This window comes from Ruegeria sp. AM9, from assembly GCF_056540565.1.
Map to the genome: position 1 here is coordinate 51,388 of NZ_JBQFWY010000001.1, position 22,993 is coordinate 74,380.

Below are 22,993 nucleotides of genomic sequence, written 5' to 3' on the forward strand. Positions count from 1 at the left end.
CCGGCGCTACTGCTTTTTCAGAAACGTCTCGACCGAGCGTGATTTCACCCCGTTGCGGAACCGCGAAAACGACAGGTTTAGACCGCCCTCGGCGAGGGTGCGGTCAAATTGCTGCAGCTCATAATCCCCGGTCTCGCCGATAAACAACGAGAACACGGTCAGAGTGTCACCTTCGATCCGGCCCCAGACAAACGGCTCGCCCTGCATCGGGTCGAGCGGGACTTCATGCCCGAACACGTTGCGCTTCATGGCTGCCGAGAAGACGTCACTCCGGTCTGACTGCTTGAAATCTATCGAGAATTTCTGATCCTTGATCCGTCCGTCCGCCTTGTAGGTTGTGGTCGTCCAACTGACGTTGAAGCCATTTTTCAACTCTTTGATCGACACGCTCATGTCACGTGGCGTTTCGCTTCCGTCTTCATCCACAACATTGGCGGACCCGACGTAGCTGCCCACAAAGGGCGCAATATCCGCAGCGTGGGCTTTTAACCCCGTCAGAGCGAACGAAAACAATATGCCCAATGAAAAGGCAATGATTTTCAGGGGATAAGCTCGAACTAATGTGCCCACCTTAGCCTCCATCAAGTTGATCCGTCTATTGTAGCTGACCCGATAGCGCGCACAATGCGTTTCGGACCGAATTTACCAATCCCTTCCGGCTATACCTCTGGCGCCCTTGAGTTTATGGTGCGCGCAACTGGCCGATTGCACGATGACTTTGTTACGGGTAAACGGCATACGACTGCATACAGACCGGAGTGACAGATGTCTCAAACCCGCACCGAATCCGACAGCTTTGGCCCGCTGGAAGTCCCCGCCGACAAGTATTGGGGCGCCCAGACGCAGCGTTCGATCATGAACTTTCCCATTGGCTGGGAAAAACAGCCCGTCGCCATCGTGCGCGCGCTGGGCGTGATCAAGAAGGCCTGCGCGATGGAGAACAAGGCCATCGGCAAGCTGGACGCGAAAATCGCGGACGCCGTCATTCAGGCCGCCGGAGAGGTCATCGAGGGCAAGTTTGACGACAACTTCCCGCTGGTCGTCTGGCAGACCGGATCAGGCACCCAATCGAACATGAACTCGAATGAGGTGATCGCCAACCGCGCGATTGAGATTCTGGGCGGCGTGATCGGATCCAAAGACCCGGTACACCCGAATGATCACTGCAACATGGGTCAGTCCTCGAACGACACCTTCCCCACCGCGATGCACATCGCCACCGCCATGAGCGTGCGTGACGTACTGCTGCCTGGCCTTGAGAAGTTCGCCGCGGCGCTGGAGGCCAAGGCGAAAGAGTTCACAGGCATCATCAAGATCGGTCGCACACATACACAGGATGCAACGCCGCTGACGCTGGAGCAGGAATTTGGCGGCTATGCGCATCAGATTCGCCAAGGTATTGCACGCGTTCACGCGTCGATGCCCGGGATTTACGAGCTGGCCCAAGGCGGTACAGCCGTTGGCACCGGTCTGAACACCCACAACGGCTGGGATGAGGCCGTGGCCAAGAACATGGCAGACATCACTGGCCTGCCCTTCGTCACCGCACCGAACAAGTTCGAAGCGCTGGCAGCCCATGACGCCATGGTCTTCCTGTCGGGTGCTTTGGCGACCATCGCAGGCTCTTGCTACAAGATCGCCAACGACATTCGCCTGCTGGGCTCTGGCCCCCGCTCGGGTCTGGGTGAACTGATCCTGCCGGAAAACGAGCCTGGTTCTTCGATCATGCCAGGCAAGGTAAACCCGACCCAGGCCGAGGCGCTGACGCAAGTCGCCGCGCATGTGATGGGCAACGACGCGGCGATGAAATTCGCCGGCTCGCAGGGGCACTTTCAGCTGAACGTCTATAACCCGATGATGTCCTACAACCTGCTGCAGTCGATCCAACTGCTGGGTGACGCCACCGACAGCTTTACCGAGCGGATGCTGCTGGGCATCAAGGCAAATGAGCCGCGCATCGACAAACTGATGAAGGAGTCGCTGATGCTGGTGACCGCACTGGCGCCGACCATCGGCTATGACAATGCCACTACCGTCGCAAAAACGGCGCACAAAAACGGCACGACCCTCAAGGAAGAAGCCATCGCGCTGGGTTTTGTCGATGAAGAGACCTTTGACGCCGTTGTCCGCCCCGAGCAGATGATCGGCCCGAAAGACAAATGAGCAAACCGGTCAATCTGAACCGGTATCGAAAAGAAAAAGCGCGGGCCGACAAAAAGGCCCGCGCGGACCAGAACGCTGTCAAATTCGGCCGCAGCAAGGCTGAAAAGATAGAAGATAAATTCAACCAAGACAAACAGCGCCGCGACATCGACAATCACGAGTTGGACGAATGAGCGGCCGCCCGGTCAAGCGATCTCTGACCCTGAAGGGGCATCGTACATCGGTGTCTCTGGAAGACGAGTTCTGGCAGGCCTTTCGCGACATTGCCAAAGAGAAGGGCATGCCGATCAACGCCTTGGCGGCTGAGATTGATGTAAATCGCGACCCCGAGATTGGTCTGGCCTCTGCCATTCGTGTTTTTATCCTGCACTGGTATCGCGACTGACCCTTGCGCCCATTACGGCGATGCGCCTAGAGTGAATGAGAACAAAAAGGGTACATTTATGAACCAGACTGTCCTCGGCCCGGATGGCCAGCCACGCTGTGCATGGTGTCAGGCGGCACCCGAGTTCTTTGAATACCACGACAATGAATGGGGTTACCCGGTGGCTGACGATCGGCGCCTGTTCGAGAAACTGTGTCTGGAAAGCTTTCAGTCGGGCCTCAGTTGGCGCACAATTCTCGCCAAGCGCGAGAATTTCCGTAAAGCGTTTAATCACTTCGATTTCAACGCGGTAGCCGAATTTGATGAATCGGATGTCGAACACCTGCTACAGGACGCGGGCATCATCCGCCATCGGGGCAAGATCGAAGCCGTCATCAACAACGCCCGTCGCGCGCAAGAGCTGATTGCAGCCGAAGGGTCCATCGCCGCTTATGTCTGGCGATACGAAGCTGACAACCCGCCTGAGCCACAAACCGCGTCGACCTCACCCGAGTCCATCGCAATGTCGAAAGATTTGAAGAAACGCGGCTGGAAATTCGTCGGACCGACCACGGTATTTGCCTTCATGCAGGCCATGGGGCTGGTGAACGACCACGCCATCGGGTGTTCCATGCGTGAAAAAGCGGCGCAAATGCGCCGCGAATTCACCAAACCGGTTTAGCGCCCCTTAGACCGAGGCGCGGAAGATTTTGTCGATATTGCCGCCAAGCGCGGCATTGAACTCGGCATCCGATTGCTGTTTCGACAGCCCCTCGGTCAGGGCGCGCGAGAACGAGGCGATCATCTTGCCGTTCTGGTTCAACAGATCGCAGGCTTGCTCGGTCGAATAGCCACCCGACAGCGCCACGACGCGCACCACGCGCGGGTGATCGGCCAGTTCGTCATACAGGTTCGCCTGGCTGGGAATGGTCAGTTTCAGCATGATGTCCTGACCCTCGGCCAGTTGGTCAAGGTTCTGCAGGATTTCGGCCTTCAGGATATCTTCGGCCTCGGCTTTGCTGGCCGAGTTGATGTTCACTTCGGGCTCGACAATCGGGACCATGCCGGCAGCGACAACTTCGCGGGCCACGTCGAACTGCTGAGCCACAACAGCGGCAATGCCCTCGGCGTTGGCTTCATGGATCACCGAACGTTCTTTGGTGCCGAAGACGCCATTCGCCTGGGCCAATGTCTCGGTTAGGCCCGGGATCGGTTTCATCATCTGGACGCCGTTGGCCTGATCCTCCAGCCCTTTGTCGATTTTCAAAAAGGGCACGATACCCTTCTGCGACCACAGGTATTCGGCAACCTTGCGACCGTCGATCTCTTCACCCAACGTGCGTTCGAACAGGATCGCGCCGATCACTTTTTCATTGGTAAAGTCGTTGGCCAGAATGATACGAGCGCGCATTTTCTGGATCTCGCCGAACATTTCCTCGTCCGAGCTGTATTCCGAGGCCTCAACCCCGTAAAGCGCCAGCGCCTTGGGTGTCGAGCCGCCACTTTGATCCAGGGCTGCAATGAAACCCGCGCCGTTGGACATCTGCTCGCGCTGTTCTGCTTTGGACATATGACTTTCCCGTTCAATGATGATTCCGCGTTTGCTCATCGCATACAGCAAGGCGCGGGGTGATGGTAGGTTGTTAGCGCTCAACCACGCGCACCCAAATGCCGTCTTTTGACCGCACCGTCAGATGTGCCACGGGAACGGGCGTGCGGCCTGCAACCAGCTCAAACCGAAAGTGCCGCAGCAACATCGACAACAACAGCGGCCCCTCGACCATGGCGAACCCGGCCCCGGTGCAGACGCGGGGGCCGGCAGAGAACGGGATATAAGCTTGCCGCTGGCAGGTCTTGCCGTTTTCGGTGCTCCAGCGGGTGGGGTCAAAATCGTCCGGGCGGTCCCAAAGACGCTCTTGCCGATGCAGATGCCAGGGGCTGATGACGATCTGCGACCCCTTGGCGACCTCCCTGCCCCGGAACTGTTCTGGACAGGTCGCCTCGCGCACCATCATCGGCACCGGAGGATACAGGCGCAGGGCCTCGCGGAAAACATCCCGGCTAAGGCGCAATCTTGACGCAATGGCAAAGCTGGGATCGTCCAGAGCGCACGCCTCGGCGCTCAGCTTTTCCTGCCAACCAGGGTATAGCGCCATCAGGTACAGCGCCCACGCCAGCGCCGAGGCGCTGGTTTCGTGTCCCGCCAGAAAGAAGATGGCGACCTGATCGACCATCTCTTGCGTATTGAAACACTGCCCGGTTTCGGGATCGGGCGTGGTCATGATCTTGGTGGCAAGATCGTCGGGCGCCTGCCCCAGTGCGATCAGTTCAGCCCTTTCCGCCGTTAGCCGCTTGATCAGCGCCCGGATATCCCTTGCGTTCCGGCGTGTACTCCGCGCGTGCAAGCGCGGCATCCAGCGCGGTACCGGGACAAACGCCGCCAGATTCAGCAAAGGTTGTTGCCGCTGATAGGCTCGAAACTTTTCGAACACCTGAGCGGCCACCTCATGTTCTATCGGGACCGAAAACAGGGTGCGGAAAATCACATCCGCCGCGGCGTGGCTGGTAAGTTCTTCGCATTCGATCACCTGACCCGCTTGCCCTCGTAACCGCGCAACGCAGGCTTCGGCGGCCTGCAGCATCGCCGGAAAGGTGTCCTTTAGCCGCCCGCCTTCAAAGGCCGGATCGATGATCCGGCGTTGCCGTTTCCACGTCTCTCCGTTGGTCAGAAAGACCGAGTCACCCAGCAACGGGCGCAACCCTTCGCTGATGCGGCCGGACTTGGGAAAATCGTCGGGGCGTTTCTTGAGAACCGTGTCCACAAGCTCCGGCTGGTTGATCATGTAAGATCGGAAGAACGGCGTACGAAACTCGGCCATCCACGCGCGGTAGAGCCGCTGCGGTTGCGCCGACAACAAATCCTTGCGGAACAGTTTCAGGTAGCGCCACAACGAAACCTTGTCCGGACGGGGCGTTGGCTTTGGCGGCTTCATTTTCGCACCGACCTATATTTTGAGATTGGCTGCTCGATTCGTGATTTCGAAGGCGCGCGCCCGTTAAACCGTTGGCCCAGAGTCAAAGGGCCTGCTGTGATACGGAAATAATCATAATCTCTGGGGCGATCAAACGCGCAGAGATACTGGAAGTGCAGCCGGAAAAAGCGCCAGCGCAGCTCTTGCCAGCGCTCCGGTGACAGGGTTTGCGTGAAAGCGGCTGACAGTATCAGGGGCCAGCGTTTCTGGTCGGTCGCAACACCGCTGACACCCACCGGATCACATAGGGCAAACGCGCAGCCATCACCCGGCGCCGACACGTCCACCCAGGTGATGTCAGATTGCTCGGACAGGAATTGCAGATCGGTGCGCAGGTCCTCGGCCTCGGGCAAAAACGAAACCATCGGCACCACCTGTCCCAAAGTCAGAAAAGACAGCGCCGGGCCGGTATCGGCCAGCCCGCCTTCGCGGATCAGGTCGGCCAGAACCGTCACCCCGAGATGCGCGCCCGAGGAATGGCCGACAACCAGAACCTCGTCCACATCGGCTGCAAGCGCGTGCCGAATATGGGAGGTGAACACCTGCAACCGGGTCTTCAGTTCCACCGGAACAGCGCCCTTCTGCGCGGCGGAATAGGCGTAGTCGTGCATCAGGTAATAGGCAAACAGACGGTTATCGATTGTGCGGAACCAATGTAGCAGAGCGTATGCGGCGGCAATCGCCGGCACCAAGGACAACGACCCTGCAATCGACCAAAGCAGCCCGGCCACAGCCCAGACCACAAGAAGCGCCAAAGCCAATTGTCCCAAGAGCATCCCAACGGGATATAGCGCGGCGATCACCGGCCCCTTACGCAATCGCATCAGGCGCCACAACGCTCCGGACCCGATGTAGGTCCACGCTGTCCGCAACAGCTGGAGGTAAGTCGCGGGGATCGAGTTCGACATGCTGCCGCGCACGATATCCGACCAGACCAGAACATCGATATCCGCTTCAACGTCCACGCCGTCCTGATGCGAACGAACGTGCCAGCCAAATGGCCCCTCATCCGACTTCGGGGAAATTGAGATATCATATCCGGAAATCTCGGCCTGCGCCCTGCTTTCCTTGCGGTACAGCTCGCGATAGCGGCGCGGGTGAATCGGGTCATAGCCGGGGATGTAGAATACCCGACGCCTGCGCACCCGAGGCTGATTTGTGTGACTGCTCATGCCCTTACCTTCTGCGGCGCAGGTTAGCGCAGCCTTACGGCCAAGGTAAGGCGGATCGGCACGTCACCCGAAATTGGCCAGCGCCGGGAAGGTTTCCAACAGCCACCAGCTGAACTCGGTGAACAGGCCAGTGATCAGCATGATGCCGACGAACAGCAACAGACCGCCCATGACCTTCTCGATCGTGCCCATATGGGGCTTGATCCGGTTCATCACCGTCATCGACCGGTTCAGGAACATAGCCGCCAGCAGGAACGGAATCCCCAGCCCTGCGGCATACACACCCAGCAGCAAGGTGCCGCGCGCAACCGAGGCCTCTGACGCGGCCAGCGACAGGATCGCGCCCAGCTGAGGCCCGATGCACGGAGTCCAGCCAAATGCAAAGGCCAGACCCAGAATATAGGCACCAAAGACCGAGCCGCCGGAATCACCCGCGTCGATCCGTGCTTCGCGATCCAGGAACGGAATGCGGAACACATTCAGAAAGTGCAGGCCAAAGACGATCACGACCGCACCGGACAGTTTGGCAAACAGAACCTGATTCTGCAGCACAAACGCCCCAAAGGCCGAGGCCGTGAAGCCCAGCAACAGGAACACCGTCGACAGGCCCAGCACGAAAAACAGCGCGGACAGAGTGGCCTTGCGCCGCGCCGCTGTCTCATCCTGCATCTCATTGATCGTCACGCCGCTCATGTAGGCCAGATAAGGCGGCACAATGGGCAGCACGCAGGGCGACAGAAAGCTGATCAGCCCGCCCAGCATCGCGATGAACATGGCAGGCAGCAGGCCCGCGTCGATGATTTCAATTCCGAACATGGTTCAGCACATAGGGTATCCAAGCGGCGGCGTCACGGGGCCATTCGGTCACATCCCCGTGCACGGGTGCTGGACAGTCAAGCAAAGTGGAAATATCTGAACCTCATGTCAAATCCCACCGAAACGCTGGACGCGCTGGGTCTGCTGTGTCCCTTGCCCGTCCTGAAAGCCAGAAAACGCCTTAAATCCATGCCTTCTGGGGCCGTATTGCGCATACTGGCCGATGATCCAGCGGCCGTCATCGACGTTCCGCATTTCTGCGCCGAAAGCGGGCACCAACTGTTGTCGCAAGAGGATGCGGACGGGCATCAGGTCTACCTCATCCAAAAAGCAGGTTGAGGCGGAAACGCATCCGTATCAAAAAAGGCGGGTCCGAAGCCCGCCTTTTCCATTTATTGTCCCAATGACCACCAGCCACGCCGTTTCGGCTTGTCGGGTTCGCTGGGCTGTTCGGGCTCTTCCGCCACAACCTCAAGCACCGGTTCGGGGGTCTCCTCGACCACCTCTTCCACGGTGGCTTCAACCTCGACCGTTTCCACAACCTCAACCGCGTCCGCAGTTTCAGCAACGGGTTCAGCCACCTCTTCGGGTGCTGGTTCGCTGGTCTCTTGCGCTTCAGGCTCAGAGGTCTCTGCCGCAGCCTCAACAGGTTCGGGCTGTTCGCCTACCTGCTCTGCCTCGGACTCAGCTTCTGCGGCAGCAGTTTCCTCTGTCGCCTCAGCCACGGCCTCAACCGGGCTTTCTTCGGCCGCTTCGACAGGTTCCACGTCCTTCTTCTTGCGGCGCGGGGCTCGGCGACGCTTGGGCTTTTCGGTTTTCTCTTCCGAAGCAGCTTCTTCCGCCTCGGGCTCGGACGCGGGTTCTTCATCCGCCTCAGCGGATGCCTCTTCCTCGGTCGTGGCCTCAGGCGCATCACCAACAGCACCGCCCTTCTTGCGGCGGCGGCGGCGACGCTTGCGCTTGGGTTTGGTCTCTTCTTCGGCCTGAACGGCTTCTTCGACGACGGCCTCTTCTTCGTCAGCGTCCACCAGATCCATCAGCGAGGCATCCACAGACACAACCGGCGCGCTGGCCTCGGGCACGGAGCGGCTGGCGGTCTTGAACTTCTCCATCGAGAAATCAGGGCTGACCAGATGCACATCACCCTCAACCCGAACCGACAGGCCATAGCGGGCTTCGATCTGCGCGATATGCTCGCGTTTCTGGTTCATCAGGAAGTTTGCAATGCTGACCGGGCAGCGCACCAGAACCTCGCGCGAGCGGCGGCGGGTGCCTTCCTCTTCGATCTGACGCAGAATGGTCAGCGCCATGTTGTCATCCGAACGGATCAGACCGGTGCCGTGACAAGACGGGCAAGGCTGCGTCGTCGCCTCAAGCATACCGGGGCGCAGACGCTGACGGCTCATCTCCATCAGGCCAAAGCCGGAAATCCGGCCCACCTGAATGCGCGCGCGGTCGGTCTTCAGCTTTTCCTTCAAGCGCTTTTCGACGGCCGCGTTGTTCTTGCGCTCGTCCATATCGATGAAGTCGATGACGATCAGACCAGCGAGGTCGCGCAGACGCAGTTGGCGCGCCACTTCCTCGGCCGCCTCAAGGTTTGTTTTGAGCGCAGTTTCTTCGATCGAACCCTCTTTGGTCGCCCGGCCCGAGTTCACGTCGATCGCCACCAGCGCTTCGGTCACACCAATCACGATGTACCCGCCGGATTTCAGCTGCACGGTCGGGTTGAACATACCCGTCAGGTAGCTTTCCACCTGATAGCGCGCGAACAGCGGCAGCGCATCCTCATACCGTTTCACGTTTTTGGCGTGGGACGGCATGATCATCTTCATGAAGTCCTTGGCGATGCGGTAGCCGCCCTCGCCCTCAACCAGAACCTCGTCGATATCGCGATTATACAGGTCGCGGATCGAGCGTTTGATCAGGTCGCCTTCTTCATAGATTTTCGCAGGCGCGATGGATTGCAGCGTCAGTTCGCGAATCTGCTCCCACATGCGCTGCAGGTATTCATAGTCGCGCTTGATCTCGGATTTGGTGCGCTTGGCACCTGCGGTCCGGATGATCAGGCCCGCGCCGGTCGGAACGTCGATTTCCGAGGCGATTTCTTTCAGTTTCTTACGGTCCGGCGCGTTGGTGATCTTGCGGCTGATCCCGCCACCACGTGCGGTGTTCGGCATCAGAACGCAGTAGCGACCGGCCAGCGACAGGTAGGTTGTCAGCGCTGCACCCTTGTTGCCGCGCTCTTCCTTGACAACCTGCACCAGCAGGACCTGACGAACCTTGATGACTTCCTGAATCTTGTAGCGACGCGGGCGCGGTTTGCGCGGCGGACGAATGTCCTCGCTGTCATCTTCGTCAGCGACCGACTCGATGCTGTCATCCTTGGCGGATGCATCCGGACGAGGCTCTTCCTCGGCCTCGTCGTCAGCCTCAGTTTTGTTCTCGTCTGCTGCGGCCTCTTCCGCCGGTGCGTCCTCGGCAGCGCCCGCGTCATCTGCGGCAGATGCCTCAACCGCTTCACCCTCGGGCTCATCGGTTTCCGCAGAAGCCTCCTCCGACGGTTCAGTCACGCCTTCTTCGGCCTCAGCGGCGGGTTCTTCCGCAGCTGCAGCTTCCTCAGCGGGGGCTTCACCCTCCTCCGGCGCCTCATCCGAGGGCTCTTCGACCGGGGTCTCAGCAACGTGGTCCATCGGAGAGGTACCTTCGGGAACCGACAGATCAGCCCCCTCTTCCCCTTCATCCAGCCCTTCATCCAGATCGATCGTTTCCATGCCCGAAGGCTCGGAGGAAACCTCGATCGTTTCGACCGGATCGTCCGATTTCACATCCGCTGCCTTGGTGCGCGACCGTGAACGGCGCTTTTTGGGCTTGGCCTCTTCGGCCTCATCCCGCGCTTTCATCGCCTCGGCATAGGCGCGCTCTTCTTCCATGAGCGCTTCGCGGTCGGCGACCGGGATCTGGTAATAATCCGGGTGAATTTCCGAAAACGCGAGGAAACCATGCCGGTTCCCGCCATAATCCACAAAGGCCGCCTGCAGCGACGGTTCGACCCGTGTTACCTTTGCCAGATAGATGTTGCCAGCAAGCTGGCGTTTGTTTTCGGATTCAAAGTCGAACTCCTCGACCTTGTTTCCGTCGACCACCACAACGCGGGTTTCCTCCGCGTGGGTGGCATCGATAAGCATTTTCTTAGCCATTTGTCCTTGGTGCACCGCGCCAAACGCGTTGTCCTGACCCGTCCGGGCGGACAGGCGCTTTTGGGGTGGTGTCTTGTCAGGGCGATATCGGACGGCGCGCGGCAGGGTCTGGCGCTGTGGCCCCCTGCCCGTACTCTCGATCGTTGCGCGCGCGTCATCGCGGTTCTTCTCCGACAGGCGCGGTTCGCCGCGTCCTGCCCATTTGTTCCTTTCGCCCGCATAAACGGGCTCAGGCGTTCATCTGCCCCAATCTGGGGCACAATCGGTCTGCTTTGCCTCGTGGGATTGTCACCATCCGCGGCAGAGCAGCGAAACTCAAAGATTCGGGGCTTAGGGGCACAAAAAGGCCCAGCCCGTCCGGACACAATAAAAGCAGTCCTGTGGAAAAGACAATGGGCAAACTGCATCATGGGACCTGAACACCGCTCAGGATCCCTTCATCTGGCCAAAAATACCTCAGGGGGGGCGCCTGAAAGGCGGCGGGGGCAGAGCCCCCTGCCCAACTACAGGTAATCCGAACGCTGCAGGCCGTATTTGGCCATCTTTTCGTTCAGTGTCCGCCTCGGCAGACACAGCTCTTCCATGACCGACGCAATCGAGCCCTTGTGACGGCGCATCGTGTTGTCGATCAGCATCCGCTCGAACGCTTCGACATATTCCTTGAGCGGTTTACCCTCGGTCGTCATCACTGGCTGCATTTCTTCGTGATCCGACATCAGCAGCGACGCAATCGTCCCGGACCCGCGGCGCGACTGCAGCACCGCGCGTTCGGCGATGTTGATCAGCTGCCGCACGTTGCCCGGCCACGGCGCTTGCAGCAGCTGCGCCGCCTCCTGAGCGCTGACCTGCGGCGCATCACAGCCGTATTCCTCGGCAAACTGCTCACTGAGCCGGGTGAACAGCGTCAGGATGTCCTCGCCACGCTGGCGCAGGGGCGGCATGGTGATCCGCAGCGCCGCCAGGCGATAGAACAGGTCGGGGCGCAGCACATCTTCGCTGGTCTTTCCGGCCTCTTGCAGGTTGGAAATCGCCACGATCCGGGTTTCCGCCGGCGTGCCCTGATCATTCATGACGCTCAGCAAACGGGCCTGAAGCGTGTCGCTCAACGCTTCTACATCCTCCAGAACCAAAGTCCCCCCGCGTGCCTCTTCAATGGCAGGCAGTTGGGTATCTTCGGGCATCATCGGGCCAAAGAGGCGTTTCGACAGAACGTCTTCTTCAAGCGCCGCGCAGGAGACCAGAACGAACTTCTTGCCCGCCCGGCTGCCCACCGCGTGCAGCGCATGCGCGACCAGAGTTTTCCCGGTGCCCGTCTCGCCATCAATCAGAACATGGCCGTCCGCCTGCCCCAGGTCCAGAATATCTTCGCGCAGACGTTCCATCACCGGGCTGGCACCGATCAGCTTGTTCATGATCTGGGTGCCACCGGACAACTCACGCCGCAGGGCCCGGTTATCCAGTGTTAGACGGCGGGCATTGCTGGCACGCTTGGCCAGTTCGGACATCCGGTCTGGGTTGAAGGGTTTTTCAAGGAAATCAAACGCACCGACGCGCATCGCCTCAACCGCCATCGGCACGTCACCGTGACCGGTGATCATGATGACCGGCAGAGTGCTGTCGGCCCCCATCAGCTTTTTCAGCAGCTGAATGCCGTCCATGCCGGGCATCTTGATGTCCGAGATGACAATGCCCGGATAGTCCGGCCCCAGCACCTTCAGCGCGTCCTCGGCGCTCGAGAAGGTTTCGGTGTCATAGCCCGACAGTGCCAGCCACTGGCTGATCGACTGGCGCATGTCCTGTTCGTCATCCACAATGGCGATTTTCATGGCCTGTGCCATAGTACTTCCTTTGTTATTCAGCGGCCTCGAGGCCGTCGCTTCCCAGTATCGGCAGCTGCATCTCAAACACCGCGCCACCGTGCTGGCTGTTGCGGGCGGTCAGTCGCCCTCCATGGTCGTTTACGATACCCGAAGAGATGGCAAGTCCCAAACCGACGCCGTCTCCGGGCTGCTTGGTGGTGTAGAACGGCTCGAACAGGTTCTCGATATCCTCGATCCCATAGCCGTTGTCGCGGACGGTCAGCACCGCCATATCGCCTGCGGCCAGAATGATTTCCACATCCGGCTCTGATACAGATTTGGTGGCGTCCAGCGCATTGCGCAAGAGGTTCACCATCACCTGTTCAATCCGCATCCGGTCCCCCATCACGATAACAGGTTCTTCGGGTAGAATCTGAGTGATCTTCACATGCCGCTGACGCAGCTGCGGTTCCATCATCGACAGGGATGAGGCCAGCGCTTCGCCAAGATTCACAGGGGAAAACGCATCCGCGCCCTTGCGCGCATAGGATTTGAGCTGCCGCGTAATCGCGCCCATCCGTTCGATCAGACCGTCGATGCGGCCAAAGCTTGCCAGCGCCTCTTCGGGGCGGTTTCGGCGCAGCAATAGGCGCGCCCCGGCCAGATAGGTTTTCATTGCAGCCAGCGGTTGATTCAACTCGTGGCTGACAGCGGCGGACATCTCGCCCAAGGCGGCCAGTTTCGAGCTTTGGGCAAGCGTCTGCTCGGCAACTTCCAGCGTCTTTTCAACCCGTTCCCGCTCAGCAATTTCCCGCTGTAGCCTTGCATTCAATGCGCGAAGCTCTGCCGACTCACGCTGGAACAAGGCCATCCGCAACGTCGCCCTGCGGCTGAGCGCGTAGAAGGCCAGCGCCAGCAGAATCGCAAAGCCCATAATCTCAAGCGCGAGAACGCTGTTCACCTTTTCCCGGATCGAGGCATAGGTCGTGAAGGATGTCATCTGCCAACCGCGGAATGGAATGCGCGTCTCCATCCGCATCACGGCCTCGCCCTGCAGATAGGCATCCGGCGGCAGCGCCGTCCAATCCGCCGTGGCCCGGATTGCACGTTGGATCGCGCCTTCCGGAGGCTGCCGCAGCATGGCTGCGTTTTCGCCGAGCCCCCGCCACTGCGGTTCGGTCGACAGGATGATCGTACCGGTGCTGTCGGTGACCATCACCGCATCGGAAATACCAGCCCAGGCGAGTTCGAACTTGTGCAGATCGACCTCGACAACAATCACACCAAGTATATCGGCGTTGGCATCGATGCGGCGGGAATAGACAAAGCTGTAACCACCGGATTCTTTCGGGATCACGGTGAAGATCGTGGCATTCGAGCGGACAGCGTCAATAAAATAAGGCGAACTGCGATGCGCCTCACCCAATCGGTTGCGATCGGTGGACGCAACCAGACGCCCGTCCCCGTCCAGCAACATCAGGGACGCGGCCCCGATCTCTTCGACGAAAGAGATCAGGCGCTGGGTGGACAGCGAAAAGTCACCGGATTGCAGCGCCGAGATCAACGTGGGATCGCGGGACAACAGCTGCGGCACAATTGCATTTCTGCGCAGCTCGCTCAGCAGGTTGCCGGAATACAGCGCAAGGCGCACCTCGGCCCGGTTGCGGGTCGACTCGGTGAACCTGTCTGTCAGCAGACGGTTCGTGATCCAGATCGTTGCAACTGCAGCGACCAGCAATGCGATCACGGCAAACCGCAGGCGCCACCCAAGGGGCGCGCCGCGGAAAGGTTTTGTCAGATTGGACCAGCCGAAACTCATCCCGGGAAATTACGCGGGCTTCGTTGCAACCTCAAGTCACGCAGGCGCGAGGACACCCGACAATGCGCGGAACAATGCCGTACCGTCGGTGCCTCCATGCCCATCATCCGCCGCGCGCTCAGGGTGCGGCATCATCCCAAGAACCCTGCGGTTTTCCGACAGGATACCGGCGATGTCCCCGACCGAACCGTTCGGATTCTCGGTATAGGTGAACGCAATCCGGTCCTGATCCTGAAGCGCGGACAATGTGGCGTCATCGGCGAAATAGTTTCCATCATGGTGCGCAATCGGAATTCCGATCACATCGCCTGCGTTGTAGCCTTGGGTAAAGGCGCTGTCGCTGGTGGCCACCTTCAGACCCACGGTTTTGCAGATGTATTTCAGACCTGCGTTGCGCAGCAGCGCGCCGGGCAGAATGCCAGTTTCAGTCAGGATCTGGAATCCATTGCAGATGCCAACAGCGTAACCGCCCCGGTTGGTGTGATCGACCACGGCCTTGCAGATCGGCGACTGTGCCGCGATGGCACCGCAGCGCAGGTAGTCGCCGTACGAAAAACCGCCGGGCACGCCCACGATGTCGATCCCCTCGGGCAGCGCGGCATCCTTGTGCCAGACCATATCGACCTGAAACCCGGCCTGCTCAAAGGCCACTGCAAGGTCCCGGTCACAGTTCGAACCGGGGAAAACGATGACGGCTGCGCGCATTGCGGACCCTCCTAACAGACAAAATCGGTGACCACGGCAACACCGGGCGGCGTTGGATGGTCAAAGGCGGCAAGCTCTTCACTCACCTGGTTCAGAGTTATTTTTCGCGTGACCAGCGGGCTAAGATCAACGCTGCCCCCGGAAATCAGCGACAACAGAGACGGATAGCGCCAGCTTGGCATCCCGCGGGTACCGTAAACAGCCAGTTGCCCGGAATACAGCACATCCATCGGCAGAGACATAGTCGAGTGCTGTCCGGCCGGCATACCGATCTGTACCATTCGGCCCAGCTTGCGCAGGGATTTCACCGCCGCGACGGTGGTGGTTTCGATCCCCAGCGCCTCAATCGCGACATGCGCGCCGCCGCCGGTGATCTCTTTCACGGCCTCGGGCGCATCGCTGGTGGCGGCATTGACCACCGCGTCGGCGCCAAGACTTTTGGCATAAGCCAGCTTGTCGTCGGCGATATCGACCACGACGACACGCGCCCCAAGCGCCTTACCCAGCAAGAGCGTTGAGACGCCTACGCCGCCGCCGCCAAAGATGGCCAGCCACTCACCGCCCTGTATCTGCGCCCGACCAACAAGAGCCTGCCACGCGGTGGTCACGCGGCAGCCCAAGGCGGCCGCGATTTCAGGGGCGAGCGTGTCCGGCAGAGCCGTCAGGTTGGCGTCAGCATGCGCAACGGCGATGTATTCGGCAAAAGCGCCATCACATGTGAAACCGGGCACCACCTGATCCGCGCAGATTGTCTGATGACCTTGCGCACAGTCCGGGCAGTGACCACAGGACAGAATGAATGGCGCTATCAACCGATCTCCGACCTTCCACCGGGTCACCCGTGCACCAACCGCGACAACCTCGCCGCAATATTCATGCCCAGGCGTCATCGGCAAGATCACATCCGGGTCCGACCCCGACCACGCGTGCCAATCCGACCGGCAAACGCCGCAGGCCAGCACCCGGACGACAACACCGTCCTCGGCCGGTTCCGGGTCAGGAATGGTCGTCACCTCAAGCGGCTGACGATAGGTGATCAGACGGGCAGCCCGCATCAAGTCAGACCAGTTCGATCTCGTAACGCTCGATGACGGTGTTGGCCAACAGCTTTTCGCACATCTCGGTGATGTCGGCTTCGGTCGCGCCTTCGGCCAGTTCAAGGTCGATCACCTTGCCCTGACGCACGCCTTCGACCTGATCAAAACCCATGGCGCCCAAAGCGTGCCGAACGGCCTCACCCTGCGGGTCGAGGACCCCGTTCTTCAGCATCACATGCACCCGTGCTTTCATTCCTGCAACTCCAGCTGAGGGCCGTGGTTCCGGGCCCGTTCCGTTGCGCGGGGGATAGCGTGTGAAGCGGCGTTCGACAACCCTTGTCCGCACACAGTTTGACGCAGGTTGACCGATCAGCTTCCGCCAGTCAGACCGGGATAGCGCGCATCTATGGCGTTGAATGTGCCGGTCAGCACCATCTCGACCGCGACGGCGACAAGAATGATCGCCATGACGCGGGTGATGACATTGATCATGGTCGGCCCGAAAAACCTTGAGATCGGGTCCGCGAACAGCAACCCCAGCCCCACAATCGCGCAGGCGATCAGCACAGCGGACCCCAGTGTCACAATCTCGGCCCCGTCCGACAGCGTGTGGGCAAAGACAATCGTGGTCGCAATAGTCCCCGGCCCGATGGTCAGCGGAATTGCCAGCGGCACAACGGCGATGTTGCTTTTCTTCCGCGCGCCCTCTTCCACCGCCTGCTGATCGCCCTGCGGCCGATCAGACGCGTTCAGCATCGACATACCAACCCCAAGAATGATCAACCCACCCGCAATGCGGAACGAGGGGATATCGATGCCAAAGATCGCCAGCACCTCTTCGCCCACCAGCACGGCGATCAGAGCGACGACCACAACGGTACCCGTCACGATTAACGCCACGCGCTTGCGCTCAGACGTTGAATAGCCCTCGGTCATGCTCAGGAAGATCGGGATGCCGTAAAGCGGGTTGAAGATCGCCAGCAGCGCCGCGAGAAATTTCAGAAAGACAGCCTGATCAAACAATTCGGCCATGTCGGGACCACCCTGGTTGTACCTGCCCCGACAATGCGAAGGACCGGGCGCGCTGTCAAACCACCAGAGGAAAAAGAAAAAAAGCGCCGCCTTTGCAGACAGCGCTTTCAATATTCACTGCACCGAAACACTTAGTTGATCAGCGTCGGCTTGGTCACGTTGCTTTTCGGCAAAACGCCCAGACGGCGCGCAACCTCGGAATAGGCATCGGTCAGGCTGCCGAGGTCGCGGCGGAACACGTCCTTGTCCAGCTTCTGGCCGGTCTCTATATCCCACAGGCGGCAGCTGTCGGGGCTGATCTCGTCCGCGATAATCAGACGCTGATAGTCGCCATCATAGACACGCCCGATCTCGATTTTGAAATCGACCAGACGGATGCCCACGGCCAGCATCACACCGCTCATGAAGTCATTCACACGCAGCGCGAGGCTGAGGATATCTTCCATGTCCTGCTGGCTGGCCCAGCCAAAAGCGGCGATGTGTTCCTCGGTGACCAGAGGATCACCCAGTGCATCGTCCTTGTAGCAGTATTCCACGATGGGACGCGGCAGCTGCGTGCCCTCGGCAATGCCCAGACGTTTCGACATCGACCCGGCGGCATAGTTGCGCACGATCACTTCCAGCGGCACGATCTCGCAGCTGCGCACCAGCTGTTCGCGCATGTTCAGGCGGCGAATGAAATGGGTCGGCACGCCAATTTGCGCCAGGCCGTTCATGAAGAACTCGCTCAGGCGGTTGTTCAGCACGCCCTTGCCGTCGATCACGTCCTTCTTCTCGGCGTTGAACGCGGTGGCGTCGTCCTTGAAATACTGCACGATTGTACCCGGCTCGGGTCCTTCGTACAGAATCTTGGCTTTACCTTCATAGATTTTCTTGCGACGCGCCATAAGCGACCTTTCCACTCTGCACAGAGGGAATGAGTCCCCTCACGTTGGCGTTCTCATAGTGCAAGCCCCCCTTTCCCGCAAGTTTACTGACCCGAGAGGCTTTGACGCAGCGCAAATCCCTTGCGAACGGGCGCACGTATAGTCATATCATCAGGAAAGAAGTTGTAATCCAAGAGGTCCCCAACCAATGACCACATTTGACGAGCGTGAAGTCGCGTTTGAAAACATGTTCGCGCATGACGAAAAGATGCAATTTATTGCCCGTATGCGCAGAAACCGCTTTATGGCCGTTTGGGCCTCGACCCTGAAAGGTGAGACCGTTGAAAAAGCCCGCGCTTACGGTCAGGAACTGGTTCGCACCGATTTGCAGAACGTCAGCGAAGAAGATGTCGTGGAGGCTGTGAAGGGGTATCTGGGCGATCTGGCTGATGAAGCAAAAATCCGCGAGAAGATGTCGGAATTGCTGATCGAAGCCAAAGAGCAGGTTATGGCAGAGTCCGAAATCTAAAACCTGAAATGCAAGGCTCATGATCTTCATGAGATTTATGAGTTTGATTTGACGCCCCGGTCATGAGACACGGGGCGTCTCGATACTTATCAGGCCTGTTGTGCCTTTTTTCGGAACACCCCAATGACAAATGCACTGAGCAAGCTTCTTGAAACCACCGATGCCATTCTGGCGGATGGCGCGACGGGCACCAACCTGTTCAACATGGGCCTTCAGTCCGGCGATGCGCCCGAGTTGTGGAACGTGGACGCACCGGACAAGATCCGCGCGCTGTATCAGGGCTCGGTCGATGCGGGCAGCGATCTGTTCCTGACCAACACCTTCGGTGGCACTTCGGCGCGCCTGAAACTGCACGACGCGCAGAACCGTGTGGCCGAGCTGAACCGTATCGGCGCAGAGCTGGGCCGCGAGGTCGCCGACAAGGCCGGACGTCCGGTCGTTGTTGCTGGTTCGGTCGGCCCAACCGGCGAGATCATGGAACCCGTCGGCAGCCTGTCCCACGCCGCAGCGGTCGAGATGTTCCTCGAACAGGCAGACGCGCTCAAGGCCGGTGGTGCCGACGTTCTGTGGCTGGAAACCATCAGCGCCCCGGAAGAGTTCCGCGCCGCAGCCGAGGCCTTTGCCCTGGCCGATATGCCCTGGTGCGGCACCATGAGCTTTGACACTGCCGGGCGCACCATGATGGGCGTCACCTCGGCCGATCTGGCGCAGCTGGTCGAAACCCTGCCGAACCCGCCGATTGCCTTCGGCGCCAATTGCGGCACCGGCGCCTCGGACATTCTGCGCACTGTGCTGGGCTTTGTGGCACAAGGAACCGAGCGTCCCGTGATCTCGAAAGGCAATGCAGGTATCCCGAAATATGTGGACGGCCACATCCACTATGACGGCACGCCGGATCTGATGGGTGACTATGCGGCCATGGCGCGCGATGCCGGAGCCACGATCATTGGCGGTTGCTGCGGCACCATGCCCGACCATTTGCGCAAAATGCGCGAAGCGCTGGATACCAGACCGCGCGGCTCGCGTCCGACGCTGGATCAGATCACCGATGCTCTTGGGCCGTTCTCTTCGGCATCGGATGGAACTGGCGACGATGCCGCGCCCGAGCGGCGCACACGCCGCCGCCGCCGCGCCTAAGCTTCACCGCCCCTCGAATTTCGGGGGGCGTTTTTCCATGAAGGCCACGACGCCTTCGGCAAAATCGCGGCTGCGACCGCAATCGCCCTGCAGATGCGCCTCAATCGCCAACTGCTGCGGCAGTGTTTTCTCATACGTCCCGCGGATCGCCTTTTTGATCGCACCAAATCCGGCTGTAGGCCCGTTGGCCAGATACGCTGCGCGCTTTCGCCAATGGGCGTCGAACGCGTCGTCTGGCACGGCCTCCCAGATCAAGCCCCAATCATCCGCCTGCCGCGCGCTGATCTTGTCGGCGAACAAGGCGGCCCCCATGGCCTTGGCGAACCCCATCTGGCGGGGCATGAACCATGTACCGCCCGCATCCGGCAACAGGCCAATCCGGGCAAAGGCCTGCAGGAAATAGGCACTTTCGGTTGCGATCACCACATCGGCGCTCAGCGCAAGGTTCGCCCCTGCCCCGGCGGCCGGGCCGTTGACGGCTGCAATGGTGGGAACCGGACAATCATAGATCGTCTCGAGCATCGGCTCGTATTCATCGCGCAGCGTCCGTTCCAGATCAATCTTGCCGGTGCTGGACGCATCCCCAAGATCCTGACCCGAGCAAAACGCGCCGCCAGATCCGGTCAGAACAACCGCCCGCGCGTGCCGGGCGGCGTGTTTCATAGCATGCGTGACCTCGGCCCGCATCTGCGCCGTCATCGCATTCATCTTGTCGGGACGGTTCAGGGTCACAACCGCCAAATCATCCGTGATGCCCAACAGGATCGTTTCGTATTCCATGAACCCCTCCCCAAAATTCCGGTCTTTTCGAAACCCTGACCGAAATGCAGGGGAAGGAAAAGCGGAACCCTGGGTCAGTCTTCAAGAATTTGGCGCAAACGCTCTTTTTCAGCTTCGGTCAGCTTGTCCTTTTCACCGCTGACCTGAACCTGAGATCGCTTGCGCAAAAAATTCCATCCCATCGCGGCGGCGATCAGCAACATGATCGGACCCGCCAGCCACAGCATCAGGTTCGAGCCCGACGTGGTCGGTTTCAGCAATACGTACTCGCCGTAACGATCCACGATGAAGGCAATCGCCTCCTGGTCCGTATCGCCGGCCACCAGTCGTTCCCGCAGCAGCAGGCGAAGGTCGCGCGCCAGTTCGGCGTTGCTTTCATCGATGCTCTCGTTTCGGCAGACCAGACAGCGCAGCCCGGTGCTGAGGTCCCGGGCCCGTTGTTCCAGAACCGGATCGTCCAGCACCTCGTCGGGCTGCACGGCGAACAGGGGTGACGCAATCAGCGTCAGGATCAGGATCAGACGTTTCATTCCGCAGGTACTCCGCCCGTTGGGGCCTTGCGCGCACCGGCTGCAACCCGGAACCGGCGGTCCGACAGGCTGAGCAACCCGCCCAGAGCCATCAGGATACACCCACCCCAGATCCAGTTCGCCAGCGGTTTGATATAGGTCCGCATGACCCAGCCGCCATCGGCCTGCTGGTCTCCGATCACCACATAAAGGTCACCAAGGAACCGATAGTCGATCGCCGCCTCGGTGGTAGGCATCCGTGCAACCGGATAGTCGCGTTTTTCAGGATGAAGCGTGCCCATAGGCCGCCCGTTCTTTTCAACCCGAACATCAGCCATGGTCGAGAAATAGTTCGGCCCCTGCACACGCTGCACATCTGTCAGGGTCAGGGTGAACTGCCCAACCTCAAACGGCTGACCGGGTTGTGCGACGCGAATGTCTTCGACCTCCCACGCCGTCAGGCCGGCGATCGCAAACATGGTCACGCCCAGCCCCGTATGCGCCACAGCCTTACCCCAATCTGCGCCCGGCAGACGGAACAGGCGTTTGAGGCTGCCTTTGCGGCCCGTGCGGCTCCACAAATCGACGGCGGCGCCGAAGGTGATCCATGCGCCCAGGAACAGCCCAACCGGCCCCAGCGCACTGCGCCCTGTCTGCATCGCCCAGACCAGCAAGGCCAGAGCCAGTGCCAGCAGGAAGGCGTAGCGCAGGGAATAGGCGGTTTTGCCAAGCTTGCCGCGCTTCCACGGCAGCATCGCACCCACAGGCAATGCAATGCCCAAAGCAACCATGAACGGCGTGAATGCTGCATTGAAGAACGGCGCACCGACCGAAAGTTTACGGTCAAAGGCCATCTCGGCCACCATCGGCCACATCGTCCCGACGAACACGACGAAACAGCTGACGGCCAGCAGAATGTTGTTCAGAACCAGCGCGCTTTCACGGCTGACCATACCAAATACGCCCTTGGCCTCCATCGCCTGCGCACGCGCAGCAAACAAGGTCAGCGAGCCACCGATGAAGATCACCAGAATGAACAGGATGAACACACCGCGCTCGGGATCATTGGCAAACGCATGAACGGAAGTCAGCAGCCCCGACCGCACGATGAACGTGCCGATCAGCGAGAAACCAAAGGCAATAATTGCCAGCAGAATGGTCCAGCTTTTCAACGCCTCGCGCTTTTCCACCACGATGGCCGAGTGCAGCAGTGCAGCAGCCAGCAACCACGGCATGAACGAGGCATTTTCGACCGGGTCCCAGAACCAGAACCCACCCCAACCAAGCTCGTAATACGCCCACCAGGATCCCAGCGCGATACCGATAGTCAGGAACACCCACGCGGCCAGCGTCCAGGGACGCACCCAGCGGCCCCATGCAGCATCCACGCGCCCTTCGATCAGGGCGGCGACGGCAAAGCTGAAGGCCATGCTCAGGCCCACATAGCCCAGATACAGGAACGGCGGGTGGAAGGCCAAACCGGGGTCCTGCAACAGCGGGTTAAGATCGCGCCCGTCAAATGGCGCCACTATTAGCCGGTCAAACGGGTTCGAGGTGAACAGGATGAAGGCAAAGAACGCCACAGCAATCGCGGACTGAACCGCCAAAACCCGTGCCTTCAACGTGGGCGGCAGGCCGCCTCCGAAAAAAGCGGCCATCGCCCCGAACAACGACACGATCAGCACCCACAACAGCATCGAGCCTTCGTGGTTCCCCCATGTGCCGCTGATCTTGTATAGCATCGGCTTGGCCGAATGACTGTTTTCAACCACCACCCGCAACGAGAAATCCGAGGCCACAAACGCCCAGACCAGCGCCAGGAACGAGAATCCCACCAGCAGGAACTGCAATATGGCTGCAGGTTCAGCAAAGGACATCCAACCGGGCCACCGTTTGGCAGCACCTATCAGCGGAACAACTGACTGCACGATGGCAACCAGAAAGGCGAGGATCAGGGCAAAATGGCCAAGTTCTGTAATCATGGCCCCGGATATAATCCTGTTGCCCGGCAAGCACCAATCACTTTCGCCCCTTTG

The 22,993-nt window shown here is 59.9% G+C and carries 23 protein-coding genes; 7 read left to right on the forward strand and 16 right to left on the reverse strand.

Annotated features, from left to right (window positions below; all coding sequences use genetic code 11):
- Positions 1–6: 6 nt before the first annotated feature.
- Positions 7–513, reverse strand: a complete 507-nt coding sequence (locus ACR0DO_RS00300; RefSeq protein WP_480556115.1) for a hypothetical protein — start codon at positions 511–513, stop codon at positions 7–9.
- A gap of 252 nt (positions 514–765) precedes the next feature.
- Here ACR0DO_RS00300 and fumC point away from each other — a divergent pair, with 252 nt between their 5' ends.
- Genes fumC through ACR0DO_RS00320 form a run of 4 tightly spaced genes read left to right on the forward strand, consistent with a single transcriptional unit; the run spans position 766 to position 3,209 of the window.
- Positions 766–2,163 (forward strand): class II fumarate hydratase, encoded by a 1,398-nt coding sequence (fumC, locus tag ACR0DO_RS00305; protein ID WP_170442591.1) that lies wholly within the window; start codon positions 766–768, stop codon positions 2,161–2,163.
- A complete protein-coding gene (locus tag ACR0DO_RS00310) occupies positions 2,160–2,336 on the forward strand; it encodes a DUF4169 family protein (RefSeq protein ID WP_480556116.1) in 177 nt (58 codons plus the stop codon). Before fumC ends, ACR0DO_RS00310 begins: the two co-directional genes overlap by 4 nt.
- The gene (locus ACR0DO_RS00315; RefSeq protein ID WP_480556117.1) at positions 2,333–2,548 is read left to right on the forward strand and encodes a ribbon-helix-helix domain-containing protein; all 216 of its coding nucleotides are present in this window, start codon (positions 2,333–2,335) and stop codon (positions 2,546–2,548) included. Before ACR0DO_RS00310 ends, ACR0DO_RS00315 begins: the two co-directional genes overlap by 4 nt.
- A gap of 58 nt (positions 2,549–2,606) precedes the next feature.
- On the forward strand, positions 2,607–3,209 hold the full coding sequence (locus ACR0DO_RS00320; protein ID WP_170442585.1) for a DNA-3-methyladenine glycosylase I: 603 nt from the start codon (positions 2,607–2,609) through the stop codon (positions 3,207–3,209).
- Positions 3,210–3,215: 6 nt separating this feature from the next.
- Here the strand turns inward: ACR0DO_RS00320 and ACR0DO_RS00325 are convergent, their stop codons facing one another.
- From ACR0DO_RS00325 to ACR0DO_RS00340, 4 genes are all read right to left on the reverse strand, one after another.
- Positions 3,216–4,097: a fructose bisphosphate aldolase gene (locus tag ACR0DO_RS00325; protein ID WP_480556118.1), complete on the reverse strand. Its 882-nt coding sequence runs from the start codon at positions 4,095–4,097 to the stop codon at positions 3,216–3,218.
- A gap of 73 nt (positions 4,098–4,170) precedes the next feature.
- Entirely contained in the window at positions 4,171–5,520 is a 1,350-nt protein-coding gene (locus tag ACR0DO_RS00330; RefSeq protein WP_480556119.1) for a cytochrome P450, read from the reverse strand.
- A complete protein-coding gene (locus ACR0DO_RS00335) occupies positions 5,517–6,731 on the reverse strand; it encodes a hypothetical protein (protein ID WP_480556120.1) in 1,215 nt (404 codons plus the stop codon). The genes ACR0DO_RS00330 and ACR0DO_RS00335 overlap by 4 nt, the downstream gene beginning before the upstream one ends.
- A 63-nt stretch (positions 6,732–6,794) precedes the next feature.
- Entirely contained in the window at positions 6,795–7,547 is a 753-nt protein-coding gene (locus ACR0DO_RS00340) for a cytochrome c biogenesis CcdA family protein (protein ID WP_480556121.1), read from the reverse strand.
- Positions 7,548–7,652: 105 nt separating this feature from the next.
- On the opposite strand from ACR0DO_RS00340, the gene ACR0DO_RS00345 reads away from it, so the two are divergent.
- Complete coding sequence (locus ACR0DO_RS00345) at positions 7,653–7,886, forward strand: sulfurtransferase TusA family protein (protein ID WP_480556122.1); 234 nt, start codon at positions 7,653–7,655, stop codon at positions 7,884–7,886.
- Between the two features lie 53 nt (positions 7,887–7,939).
- Here ACR0DO_RS00345 and ACR0DO_RS00350 read toward each other — a convergent pair whose 3' ends face one another.
- From ACR0DO_RS00350 to purC, 8 genes are all read right to left on the reverse strand, one after another.
- Entirely contained in the window at positions 7,940–10,744 is a 2,805-nt protein-coding gene (locus ACR0DO_RS00350) for an Rne/Rng family ribonuclease (RefSeq protein ID WP_480556123.1), read from the reverse strand.
- Positions 10,745–11,247: 503 nt separating this feature from the next.
- Positions 11,248–12,582, reverse strand: a complete 1,335-nt coding sequence (locus ACR0DO_RS00355; RefSeq protein WP_170324832.1) for a sigma-54-dependent transcriptional regulator — start codon at positions 12,580–12,582, stop codon at positions 11,248–11,250.
- A 13-nt stretch (positions 12,583–12,595) separates the two neighbouring features.
- Complete coding sequence (locus ACR0DO_RS00360) at positions 12,596–14,362, reverse strand: sensor histidine kinase (protein WP_480556124.1); 1,767 nt, start codon at positions 14,360–14,362, stop codon at positions 12,596–12,598.
- 36 nt (positions 14,363–14,398) lie between these two features.
- A complete protein-coding gene (purQ, locus tag ACR0DO_RS00365) occupies positions 14,399–15,067 on the reverse strand; it encodes a phosphoribosylformylglycinamidine synthase subunit PurQ (protein WP_170442570.1) in 669 nt (222 codons plus the stop codon).
- Between the two features lie 11 nt (positions 15,068–15,078).
- A complete protein-coding gene (locus tag ACR0DO_RS00370; RefSeq protein WP_480556125.1) occupies positions 15,079–16,122 on the reverse strand; it encodes a zinc-dependent alcohol dehydrogenase family protein in 1,044 nt (347 codons plus the stop codon).
- A 4-nt stretch (positions 16,123–16,126) separates the two neighbouring features.
- A complete protein-coding gene (gene purS / locus ACR0DO_RS00375; protein ID WP_109311572.1) occupies positions 16,127–16,357 on the reverse strand; it encodes a phosphoribosylformylglycinamidine synthase subunit PurS in 231 nt (76 codons plus the stop codon).
- A gap of 116 nt (positions 16,358–16,473) precedes the next feature.
- Entirely contained in the window at positions 16,474–17,136 is a 663-nt protein-coding gene (locus ACR0DO_RS00380) for a MarC family protein (protein ID WP_170442566.1), read from the reverse strand.
- Between the two features lie 131 nt (positions 17,137–17,267).
- Entirely contained in the window at positions 17,268–18,023 is a 756-nt protein-coding gene (gene purC, locus ACR0DO_RS00385; RefSeq protein ID WP_170324827.1) for a phosphoribosylaminoimidazolesuccinocarboxamide synthase, read from the reverse strand.
- Positions 18,024–18,210: 187 nt separating this feature from the next.
- Here purC and ACR0DO_RS00390 point away from each other — a divergent pair, with 187 nt between their 5' ends.
- Together ACR0DO_RS00390 and bmt are read left to right on the forward strand one after the other, a co-directional pair.
- Positions 18,211–18,531 carry a DUF1476 domain-containing protein gene (locus ACR0DO_RS00390; RefSeq protein ID WP_170442564.1) on the forward strand — a complete coding sequence of 107 codons (321 nt, stop codon included), beginning with the start codon at positions 18,211–18,213 and terminating at the stop codon, positions 18,529–18,531.
- A gap of 123 nt (positions 18,532–18,654) precedes the next feature.
- A complete protein-coding gene (gene bmt / locus ACR0DO_RS00395; RefSeq protein ID WP_480556126.1) occupies positions 18,655–19,668 on the forward strand; it encodes a betaine--homocysteine S-methyltransferase in 1,014 nt (337 codons plus the stop codon).
- Positions 19,669–19,671: 3 nt separating this feature from the next.
- On the opposite strand, the gene ACR0DO_RS00400 is transcribed toward bmt, so the two are convergent.
- From ACR0DO_RS00400 to ACR0DO_RS00410, 3 genes are all read right to left on the reverse strand, one after another.
- A complete protein-coding gene (locus ACR0DO_RS00400; protein WP_480556127.1) occupies positions 19,672–20,448 on the reverse strand; it encodes an enoyl-CoA hydratase-related protein in 777 nt (258 codons plus the stop codon).
- A 74-nt stretch (positions 20,449–20,522) separates the two neighbouring features.
- Positions 20,523–20,978, reverse strand: a complete 456-nt coding sequence (locus ACR0DO_RS00405; protein ID WP_480556128.1) for a cytochrome c-type biogenesis protein — start codon at positions 20,976–20,978, stop codon at positions 20,523–20,525.
- The gene (locus ACR0DO_RS00410) at positions 20,975–22,939 is read right to left on the reverse strand and encodes a heme lyase CcmF/NrfE family subunit (RefSeq protein ID WP_480556129.1); all 1,965 of its coding nucleotides are present in this window, start codon (positions 22,937–22,939) and stop codon (positions 20,975–20,977) included. The genes ACR0DO_RS00405 and ACR0DO_RS00410 overlap by 4 nt, the downstream gene beginning before the upstream one ends.
- Between the last annotated feature and the right edge of the window lie 54 nt (positions 22,940–22,993).